Consider the following 9,395-nt stretch of genomic DNA (forward strand, 5'->3'; position numbering starts at 1 on the left):
CAACGGCGCCGAGCGATTGGACACGCTCCCGAGTTCGCCCCGGGAAGGCGGTGTGGCGACGGGCCACGGCGCCGAATCGGCCTCGCGCGCGTAGGGATAGTCCGATGCGTCTGCGTGCGGCGGCCCGTCCTGTCACAGAACCGCTGCGGTGGCCACCCATCGGTCCGGGCTCGGTCCGGGCTCGGTCAGGGTTCGGGGAGCCGGCGGATGAGGGAGGCGTCGAGCAGCGGCGCCATGAGGTCGCCGTCCCGGTCCAGCCGGGCGGCCAGTTGCGGGGCGAGGAAGACCAGGTCGTCGGGGTCCTCGGCGGCGGTCAGCTCCTCCCAGGTCAGGGGAGTGGAGACGCTGGGCCGCTGCTTGGCGCGGAGCGTGTAGGGGGCGGCAGTGGTCTTCGCCGCGGCGTTCTGGGAGTGGTCGACGAAGATCTTGCCCGGGCGCAGTGCCTTCGCCATCTTGCTGAGCGCCAGGCGGGGCAGGGCGGCCTCGGCCTCCAGGGCGATGGCCTTGGCGTACTCGCGGGCCGTGGAGGAGCCGGTGACCTCGATGGGCGTCAGCAGATGAAGGCCCTTGCCACCGGAGGTCTTGGGCAGCACGGTGAGGCCGTCCGCGGCCAGCCGCTCGCGCAGCCACAGGGCGACGGTGCGGCACTCCAGGACTCCGGCGCCGGGGCCCGGGTCGAGATCGAAGACGAGCCGGTCCGCCCGCGCCTCGTGCTCGACGCGCCACTGCGGTGTGTGCAGCTCCAGCGCGGCGAGGTTGGCCGCCCAGACGAGGGTGGCGAGATCGTGAATCAGCACCTGCCGGAGCGGGGTGCTGCTGACCTGGGTGATCTCGTGGACGGTCACCCAGGCGGGTGTGCCGGGCGGCACGTTCTTGGCGAAGAAGGCGGTCGCGTCCACACCGTCGGGATAGCGGAGGAAGGAGACCGGGCGCCCGCGGAGGTGAGGCAGGAGGGCTTCCGCCACGGTCACGTAGTAGTGCAGGGCTTCGCCCTTGGTGAATCCGGTGGCCGGATACAGCACCTTGTCGAGATTGCTGAGAGCGAGACGGCGGCCCTCGACCTCCGTGTACGGCATACCCTGAGAGTCCCATAGAAGGGACGAACCATGCGATCCATCTGGAAAGGGTCCATTTCCTTCGGGCTGGTCACCATCCCCATCAAGGTGGTTTCGGCCACCGAGAACCACAGTGTCTCCTTCCACCAGGTGCACACGACCGACGGCGGGCGCATCCGCTATCGGAAGGTGTGCGAGCTGGAGGAGCAGGAGGTGCCGCGGGAGGAGATCGGCAAGGGGTTCGAGACCGGGGACGGGACGACCGTACAGCTGACGGACACCGACCTGGCCGCGCTGCCGCTGCCGACCGCGAAGACCGTGGAGATCCTCGGTTTCGTGCCCTCGGAGGACGTCGACCCGATCCAGCTGGACCGCTCGTACTACCTGGCGGGCGACGGACAGTCCGCCGCGAAGCCGTACGCGTTGCTGCGGGAGGCGCTGAAGCGCTCGGGGAAGGTCGCTGTCGGGAAACTCGCCATGCGGGGGCGGGAGAGCCTGGGCCTGCTGCGGGTGTACGAGGACGTACTCGCCCTGCACACCATGCTCTGGCCGAACGAGATCCGGTCCGTCAGCGGTGTCGCGCCCGAGGAGCAGGTGTCCATTCGCGACGCGGAGCTGGACCTGGCGGACACCCTGATGGAGACGCTGGGGGACCTGGACTGGTCGGAGCTGCACGACGAGTACCGGGAGGCGGTGGAGCGGCTGGTCACCGCGAAGGCGGAGGGCGTCGACACCGCCACGTTGGAGGAGGCCGCGGCGCCGTCCGGCAAGGGGCAGGTCGTGGACCTGATGTCCGTACTGGAGAGCAGCGTGCGGGCGGCGAAGGAGTCGAGGGGAGAGGGTGCGGGAGGCCGCGGGGCCGGGAGCGGGGACGCGACCGTGCACGAGATCTCGCGGCAGCGGGGTGGGACGAAGAAGACGGCGGCGAAGCAAGCCACGGCGAAGAAGGCGGCGTCGAAGAAGACCGCCGCCAAGGAGACGGCGGCCAAGGAGACGGCGGCCAAGAAGGCCCCGGCGAAAAAGGCACCTGCGGCGAAGACGGCAGCCAAGAAGACCGTGGCGAAGAAGACGGCGGCCGCGAAGAGCGGCACGGCGAAGAAGGCCGTCGCCGGCAAGAAGGCCGCGGCGAAGAAGACCGCCCGGACGCGGAAGTCCGCGTAGCGGCCGTCCGCCGGCCCGCCTCCGCCGGGAGCGGGCCGTTGTCGCCCCTGGCTGCTGTGGCTAGGCTGTTCGTGATACCGGCCATCTGTCGGTATTTCGAACTCTGCCGCTGTGCATCACCGCGCGAACAAGGGGAGGGCGGGACATGGGTCGTCCGGTACCGGCCGTATCCAGGGCCCTGGACATCCTGGAGCTCTTTCTCGAGGGCGACGGAACCCTCACCGCCCCCGAGATCACCCGCAGGCTGGGGCTGCCCCGCACCACGGTGCACGAACTGGTGACGACGCTCGCGGCCCGCAACTACCTTGCCCAGCTGCCCGATCAGCCCGGGCGCTACCGGCTCGGCGTGCGCGGGTATCAGCTCGGCAGCCGCTACGCCGAGCAGCTCGACCTGGCCGCAGAGGGGCGGCAGGTCGCCCGCAGCGTCGCGGAGACCTGCGACGAGACGGTGCACGTGGCGATCCTGGAGGGCAGGGACGTCATCTACATCGCCAAGGTCGACAGCACCCATGCGGTGCGCATGGTCTCAGCGGCCGGGCGGCGGCTGCCCGCGCACTGCACGTCGGTGGGGAAGATGCTGCTCGCCGCGCTGCCCGAGGCGGAGCTGGACGCACGGCTGTCCGTGGGTTCGCCGCTGACCGCGATGACGCCCCACTCGATCACCTCGCCCGAGGCGCTGCGTGCCGCGCTCGCCGAGATCCGCGCGCGCGGGATCGCGGTGGAACGGCGGGAGTCCAACCCGGACGTCTGCTGCGTCGCCGCGCCGGTGCGGGACTCGGCCGGTCAGGTCGTGGCAGCGCTCAGCATCTCGGTGCCGGTGATCCGCTGGAGCGAAGAGCGGCATGAGGAGCTGGCGGGGCTGGCAGTCAAGGGCGCGACCGAGCTGTCGGGGCGCCTCGGCCACCGGGAACGCGGGTGACGGTGACCGCCGTCACGAGCGGGAGAGCGAGGCGGGAGTGAGCGGCATGCGCACGGTGGAGGTGGCGGTACGGGCGCGGGCCCGGCTCGGCGAAGGACCGACCTGGGACAGCGCGCGCGGGGTGCTGATCTGGGTGGACATCCTCAACTCCCGGGTGCACACCTTCGATCCGGCCGGCGGGGCCCGTACGGTCATGTCGACCGAACAGCACGTGGGCGCCGCGAAGCCCCGCGCGGGCGGTGGCCTCGTCGTCAACCTGCGGGACGGGGTGGGGCTCTACGACCCGGACGGGGTCTTCTCCTGGCTGCACCGCGAGGTGGTGCCGGGGCGGCGGGGCAATGACGCCGCGATCGCCCCGGACGGCGCGCTGTGGGCCGGCACCATGCCGTATGACGAGCGCACGGGCGGTGGCGACCTCAAGCGCGTGAACGGGGACGGATCGGCGGTGACGGTGCTGCCGGAGGTCACGGTCAGCAACGGCACGGGCTGGAGTCCGGACGGCCGGCTGATGTACTACAACGACACTCCCACCCGTCGGATCGACGTCTTCGACGTGGGTACGGCGGGCGACGGGGACGCCCCACACGTATCGGGGCGCCGCCCGCTGGCCGAGATCGAGCAGGGCGCGGGCTATCCCGACGGGCTGACGGTCGACGCCGACGGCTGCGTCTGGGTCGCACTCTGGGACGGCGGTGCCCTCCGCCGCTACACCCCGCAGGGCACGCTGGACCGTACGGTGCGGCTGCCCGTCCATCGCCCGACCGCCTGCGCCTTCGGCGGCGCGGACCTGCGGGATCTGTACGTGACGACGGCCGGCGTCGGCGCCGACCCAGCCGCCAGCCCCCTGGCCGGTGCGGTGCTCGTGCTGCCCGGTGCGGGGCAGGGACTGCCGCAGCCGGCGTTCGCGGGCTGACAGTCGGTCAGCAGTCGCCGGGTACTTCCTCGCCCAGCATGCGCTGCAACAGGTCGCGCAGCAGGGTCCGTTCGGCCGGGGTCAGGCCCGCGAGCGGCTCGCGGGCGAAGTCGAGCGAGGAGCGGAGCCGGTCGGCGGTGGCATGGCCCTCGCCGGTGGCCGCGGCCAGCTTCACGCGACGGTCCGCCGGATCGGGGCGCCGCTCGACCAGGCCGCGGGACTCGAGGCGGTCCACTATGCCCGTGACGTTCGAGGGCTCGCACTTCAGCTGGCGCGCCACCTGGCGCATCGGCGTCGGCTCGTGGGCCAGCAGCGCGAGGACACGGGCCTGGGCGCCGGTGAGCGAGTGGTGGGCGGCGGCCAGCTCGTACTCCGCGTGGTAGCGCGCGACCACCGTGCCGATCAGGTCGACCACCTCGCGGGTGACGGGGTCGGGGTCGGGACCGGGGCCGGCGGAGTCGGGGCCGGCTTTTCGGGTACCGGCGGAAGAGCGGGTGGGCATGGGGGCAGTCTAGCGCGTTGCTTGACAACATGAAACATCAAGGCGCATGGTTGTTTCAGCATCTGAAGCATTTCGCCCTGACACGTTCGACCCGAGAGGCGCCCCATCATGAGCTCGCCCGACACTCTCCCCGCGACCGGCCGCGAATGGCACCTGATCGCCCGGCCTCAGGGCTGGCCGACCCCGGGGGACTTCGCGTTGCGCGAGCGCCCCGTCGCCGCGCCCGACGACGGGCAGATCCTGGTGCGGAACCTTCATCTCTCCGTCGACCCGTACATGCGCGGGAGGATGAACGACGTCAAGTCCTACGTCCCGCCCTTCCAGCTCGACGAGCCGATGGGCGGCGGGGCCGTCGGCGTCGTCATCGCCTCGAAGGCGGAGGGCTTCGTGCCCGGCGACCACGTGCTGCACGACCTCGGCTGGCGGGAGTACGCGACGCTGCGGGCGCGGCACGCCACCAAGGTCTCGGCCGAGATGGCGCCGCTGACCACCTACCTCGGGGTGCTCGGCATGCCGGGCCTGACCGCGTACGCGGGGCTGCTGGAGGTCGCGTCCTTCAAGGAGGGTGACGCCGTCTTCGTCTCCGGCGCCGCCGGTGCGGTGGGCAGCGAGGTAGGACAGATCGCCAGGCTCAAGGGCGCCTCCCGGGTCATCGGCAGCGCCGGCTCGGACGAGAAGGTCCGCGTGCTCACCGAGGAGTACGGCTTCGACGCCGCCTTCAACTACAAGTCGGGTTCCCTCACCGGCCAGTTGAAGGAGGCCGCGCCCGACGGCATCGACGTCTACTTCGACAACGTCGGCGGTGACCATCTGGAAGCGGCCATCAACGTGCTCAACGTGCATGGGCGCGCCACCATTTGCGGCATGATCTCGCAGTACAACGCGACGGAGCCGCCCGCCGCGCCGCGCAACCTCGCGATGCTCATCGGCAAGCAGTTGCGTCTCCAGGGCATGCTCGTGCTCGACCACGCGGACCTGATGCCGCAGTTCTTCGAAGAGGTCTCGGCCTGGATCCGCTCGGGCGAACTGCGGTACCGCGAAACGGTCGTCGAGGGCGTGGGGAACACCGTGGACGCCTTCCTCGGCATGCTCAAGGGCGAGAACACCGGAAAAATGATCGTCAGCCTCGGCGACTGACCTGCGGCTCGCCCAGCGACCCGGTCGTCAACTCACTGAAAACGGGAGTATTCATGTCCATCCAGTCCATCGACGTCAAGTACACCGCCGTCGCCACCGCTGAGAACGGCCGTGACGGCCGGGTCGCCAGCGACGACGGTCAGCTCGACTTCGTGGTCAACCCGCCCAAGGAACTGGGCGGCAGCGGTGCCGGCACCAATCCGGAGCAGCTCTTCGCCGCCGGCTACAGCGCCTGCTTCCAGAGCGCGCTCGGCGTCGTGGCACGCAAGGAGAAGGCCGACATATCCGGCTCGACGGTGACCGCCAGGGTCAGCGTCGGCGCCAACGGGGAAGGCGGCTTCGGCCTCAAGGTCGCCCTCGAGGCGCACATACCGAACGTGGACGAGGCCACGGCCAAGGACCTGCTGGAGAAGGCACACCAGGTCTGCCCGTACTCCAACGCCACCCGCGGCAACATCGAGGTCGGCCTCGACGTCGTGTGACGCCCAGTCACCTGACGTCCAGCGCCGCCGCGCGTGCTCCGCGCGGCGGCGCGCACCGGCGTCAGGACCCCACGCGCCGCTTGTTCCAGACGTCGAAGCCGACGGCGGCCAGCAGCACCAGGCCCTTGATGACCTGCTGATAGTCGGTGCCGATGCCGACCAGGGACATGCCGTTGTTGAGCACGCCGAGCACCAGCCCACCGATCACCGCGCCCAGTACCGTCCCCACACCACCGCTCATCGAGGCACCGCCGATGAACGCCGCGGCGATGGCCTCCAGTTCGAAGTTGATACCGGCCTGCGGTGTGCCCGCGTTCAGCCGGGCCGCGTACACACATCCCGCGAGCGCCGCCAGCACGCCCATATTCACGAACACCAGGAAAGTGACCCGCCTGTCCTTCACGCCGGACAGCTTGGCCGCCGCCTTGTTGCCGCCCAGCGCGTACACATGGCGGCCGATGACGGCGTTGCGCATCACGAAGCCGAGTCCGATGAGCAGCACGCACATGATGAGCAGCACCACCGGCACACCGTGATAGCTGGCCAGCGTCAGGGTGAAGGCGACGACGGCGGCCACGATCGCCAGGCACTTGAGCATCCAGAGGTTGAACGGCAGCACCTCCAGCTCGTAGGCCAACTGCCGCCGCCGGTCCCGCCACTCCTGGAAGAGCACGAAGGCGATCACGACGAGCCCGATGAGGAGGGTGGGGTTGTGATACTGGGTGTAGGGGCCCAGTTCCGGGATGAAGCCCTGCGCGATCTCCTGGAAGCCCTTGGGGAAGGGAGCGATCGACTGGCCCTCCAGCAGGATCTGCGTACCGCCGCGGAAGAGCAGCATCCCCGCCAGCGTCACGATGAACGACGGGATGCCGACATAGGCGATCCAGAAGCCCTGCCAGGCCCCGGCGGCCGCGCCGATCAGCAGCGACAGCACCAGCGCCAGCACCCATGGCATGTCGTGCTTGACCATCATCACCGCGGCGGCGGCGCCCACGAAGGCGGCCAGCGAACCGACCGACAGATCGATATGGCCGGCGATGATGACGATCATCATGCCCATGGCCAGGATCAGGATGTAGCTGTTCTGCTGGACGATGTTGGAGACGTTGTTCGGCAGCAGCAGCGAGCCGTCCGTCCATATCTGGAACAGCACGACGATGAGCGCGAGGGCGACGAGCATGCCGTACTGGCGCATGTTGTCGCGGATCGTGCCGAGCAGCAGCGACCCAGCGGAGGCGCCGCGGGTGCCGGAGCGGTCGGGCGGTTCCGGCTGGCCGCCCGACGGGGGACGGGTGTCGGTCGATGTCGTCATGGTCGGCCCTCAGCTCTTGTCACTCGTGCCGCTGGTGTCCAGGGACTTGGTCATGTGCCGCATCAGGACTTCCTGGGTCGCGTCCTGACGGGCTGTCTCGCCGGTGAGCCGGCCGGCCGCCATCGTGTAGATGCGGTCGCACATCCCCAGCAGCTCGGGCAGTTCGGAGGAGATGAAGAGGACCGCCTTGCCGTCGGCGGCGAGTTGGTCGATGACGGTGTAGATCTCGTACTTCGCGCCGATGTCGATCCCGCGCGTCGGCTCGTCGAGGATCAGCACCTCGGGGTCGGCGTGTATCCACTTGCTGAGTACGACCTTCTGCTGGTTGCCGCCGCTGAGCCGCTGCACCTGCTCGTGCACGGTGGGTGCCTTGATGTTCATCGAGCGCCGGTAGCGCTCCGCGACCCGCCGCTCCTCGTGGTCGTCGACGACGCCGCGCCGGGAGAGCCCGCTGAGCGAGGCGAGCGAGATGTTGCGGTTGATGTCGTCGATGAGGTTCAGCCCGTAGGTCTTGCGGTCCTCGGTGACGTAGGCGATGCCGTGCGCGATGGCCTCGGGGACGGTACGGGTGAGGACTTCGCGGCCGTCCACGGCCACGGTGCCGCCCGCGTACTGCCCGTACGAACGCCCGAAGACGCTCATCGCCAGCTCGGTGCGGCCGGCGCCCATCAGGCCGGCGATGCCGACGATCTCGCCGCGCCGCACCTCCAGCGACACGTTGTCGACGACCTTGCGCTGATGGTCGATCGGGTGCCGCACCGTCCAGCCGGAGACCGCCAGGGCGGGGCGGGCGGTGCCGGCCCCCGGCCCGGCCGCGCCCTTGTACGGGGTGCGGGGCGGGAAGCGCTGGTCCAGGTCGCGGCCGACCATGCCCCGGATGAGGCGGTCCTCGGAGACCTCAGGCCGGGACCCGGAAGAGTCCTCTTGGCGCTCGCGCACCGTGAGCGTCTCGATGGTGCGGCCGTCGCGCAGGATGGTGACGCGGTCCGCGACATGGCGGATCTCGTTCAGCTTGTGGGAGATGACGATGCAGGCGATGCCCTGTGCGCGCAGCTCCCGGACCAGGCCGAGCAGCTTGTGGCTGTCCGCGTCGTTGAGCGCGGCGGTCGGCTCGTCCAGGATGAGCAGCTTCACCTCCTTGGACAGCGCCTTGGCGATCTCCACCAACTGCTGCTTGCCGACGCCGATGTCCGCGACCCGGGTCTGCGGCTTGTCCGGCAGCCCGACCCGCTTGAGCAGCACGTCGGCGTGCCGGAGTGTGTCACCCCAGCTGATGACGCCGCGGGTGGCGTGCTCGTTGCCGAGGAAGATGTTCTCGGCGAGGGAGAGATAGGGGATCAGCGCGAGTTCCTGGTGGATGATGACGATGCCGCGCTGCTCGCTGGCGCGGATGTCCTTGAACGCGCAGGGCTCGCCAGCGAAGAGGATCTCACCCTGGTAACTCCCGTGCGGGTGCACGCCGCTGAGCACCTTCATCAGCGTGGACTTGCCGGCGCCGTTCTCGCCGCAGATCGCGTGGATCTCGCCGGCCCGCACGGTGAGATTGACGTCCGAGAGCGCGGTGACACCGGGGAATGTCTTGGTGATTCCGCGCATCTCCAGCACGAACTGCCCGGCCTGTCCGTCCGTGGACGGCTCCGCCGCGGCCGTCACTTGAGCTGTCCCGCCGTGTAGTAGCCGTCGTCGACCAGGCGTTGGGTGCTGGACTTGTCGATGCTCACCGGCTTGAGCAGGTAGGCGGGGACGACCTTCTTGCCGTTGTCGTAGGTCTTGGTGTCGTTGACCTGCGGCTTCTTTCCCGTGAGCACCGCGTCACCCATCTGTACGGCCTGTTTCGCGAGCTTGCGGGTGTCCTTGTACACGGTCTGCCGCTGCTGTCCGCGCAGGATCGACTTGATGGAGGCCAGTTCGGCG

9 protein-coding genes and 1 pseudogene are annotated in these 9,395 nt (G+C 69.8%); 5 read left to right on the forward strand and 5 right to left on the reverse strand.

Annotated features, from left to right (window positions below; genetic code table 11):
- Positions 1-185: 185 nt before the first annotated feature.
- Complete coding sequence (gene ligD, locus ACRDP3_RS26055) at positions 186-1,076, reverse strand: non-homologous end-joining DNA ligase (protein WP_431519453.1); 891 nt, start codon at positions 1,074-1,076, stop codon at positions 186-188.
- 30 nt (positions 1,077-1,106) lie between these two features.
- On the opposite strand from ligD, the gene ACRDP3_RS26060 reads away from it, so the two are divergent.
- From ACRDP3_RS26060 to ACRDP3_RS26070, 3 genes are all read left to right on the forward strand, one after another.
- Complete coding sequence (locus ACRDP3_RS26060; protein ID WP_431519454.1) at positions 1,107-2,216, forward strand: Ku protein; 1,110 nt, start codon at positions 1,107-1,109, stop codon at positions 2,214-2,216.
- 145 nt (positions 2,217-2,361) lie between these two features.
- Positions 2,362-3,135 (forward strand): IclR family transcriptional regulator, encoded by a 774-nt coding sequence (locus ACRDP3_RS26065; protein ID WP_431519455.1) that lies wholly within the window; start codon positions 2,362-2,364, stop codon positions 3,133-3,135.
- A gap of 46 nt (positions 3,136-3,181) precedes the next feature.
- A complete protein-coding gene (locus ACRDP3_RS26070) occupies positions 3,182-4,048 on the forward strand; it encodes an SMP-30/gluconolactonase/LRE family protein (RefSeq protein WP_431519456.1) in 867 nt (288 codons plus the stop codon).
- Positions 4,049-4,055: 7 nt separating this feature from the next.
- Here ACRDP3_RS26070 and ACRDP3_RS26075 read toward each other — a convergent pair whose 3' ends face one another.
- Positions 4,056-4,550 (reverse strand): MarR family winged helix-turn-helix transcriptional regulator, encoded by a 495-nt coding sequence (locus tag ACRDP3_RS26075; RefSeq protein WP_431519457.1) that lies wholly within the window; start codon positions 4,548-4,550, stop codon positions 4,056-4,058.
- A gap of 108 nt (positions 4,551-4,658) precedes the next feature.
- On the opposite strand from ACRDP3_RS26075, the gene ACRDP3_RS26080 reads away from it, so the two are divergent.
- Both ACRDP3_RS26080 and ACRDP3_RS26085 read left to right on the forward strand, forming a co-directional pair.
- Positions 4,659-5,687, forward strand: a complete 1,029-nt coding sequence (locus tag ACRDP3_RS26080) for an NADP-dependent oxidoreductase (protein ID WP_431519458.1) — start codon at positions 4,659-4,661, stop codon at positions 5,685-5,687.
- 53 nt (positions 5,688-5,740) lie between these two features.
- Positions 5,741-6,169 carry an organic hydroperoxide resistance protein gene (locus ACRDP3_RS26085; RefSeq protein WP_431519459.1) on the forward strand — a complete coding sequence of 143 codons (429 nt, stop codon included), beginning with the start codon at positions 5,741-5,743 and terminating at the stop codon, positions 6,167-6,169.
- Positions 6,170-6,230: 61 nt separating this feature from the next.
- Here the strand turns inward: ACRDP3_RS26085 and mmsB are convergent, their stop codons facing one another.
- From mmsB to ACRDP3_RS26100, 3 genes and pseudogenes are all read right to left on the reverse strand, one after another.
- The gene (gene mmsB / locus ACRDP3_RS26090; RefSeq protein WP_431519460.1) at positions 6,231-7,481 is read right to left on the reverse strand and encodes a multiple monosaccharide ABC transporter permease; all 1,251 of its coding nucleotides are present in this window, start codon (positions 7,479-7,481) and stop codon (positions 6,231-6,233) included.
- A gap of 9 nt (positions 7,482-7,490) precedes the next feature.
- Positions 7,491-9,077 carry a multiple monosaccharide ABC transporter ATP-binding protein gene (mmsA, locus tag ACRDP3_RS26095; protein WP_431519461.1) on the reverse strand — a complete coding sequence of 529 codons (1,587 nt, stop codon included), beginning with the start codon at positions 9,075-9,077 and terminating at the stop codon, positions 7,491-7,493.
- A 53-nt stretch (positions 9,078-9,130) separates the two neighbouring features.
- Positions 9,131-9,395: pseudogene (locus ACRDP3_RS26100) on the reverse strand (sugar ABC transporter substrate-binding protein); the annotation flags it as partial.

The organism is Streptomyces sp. (genome assembly GCF_050698815.1).
GTDB lineage: Bacteria > Actinomycetota > Actinomycetes > Streptomycetales > Streptomycetaceae > Streptomyces.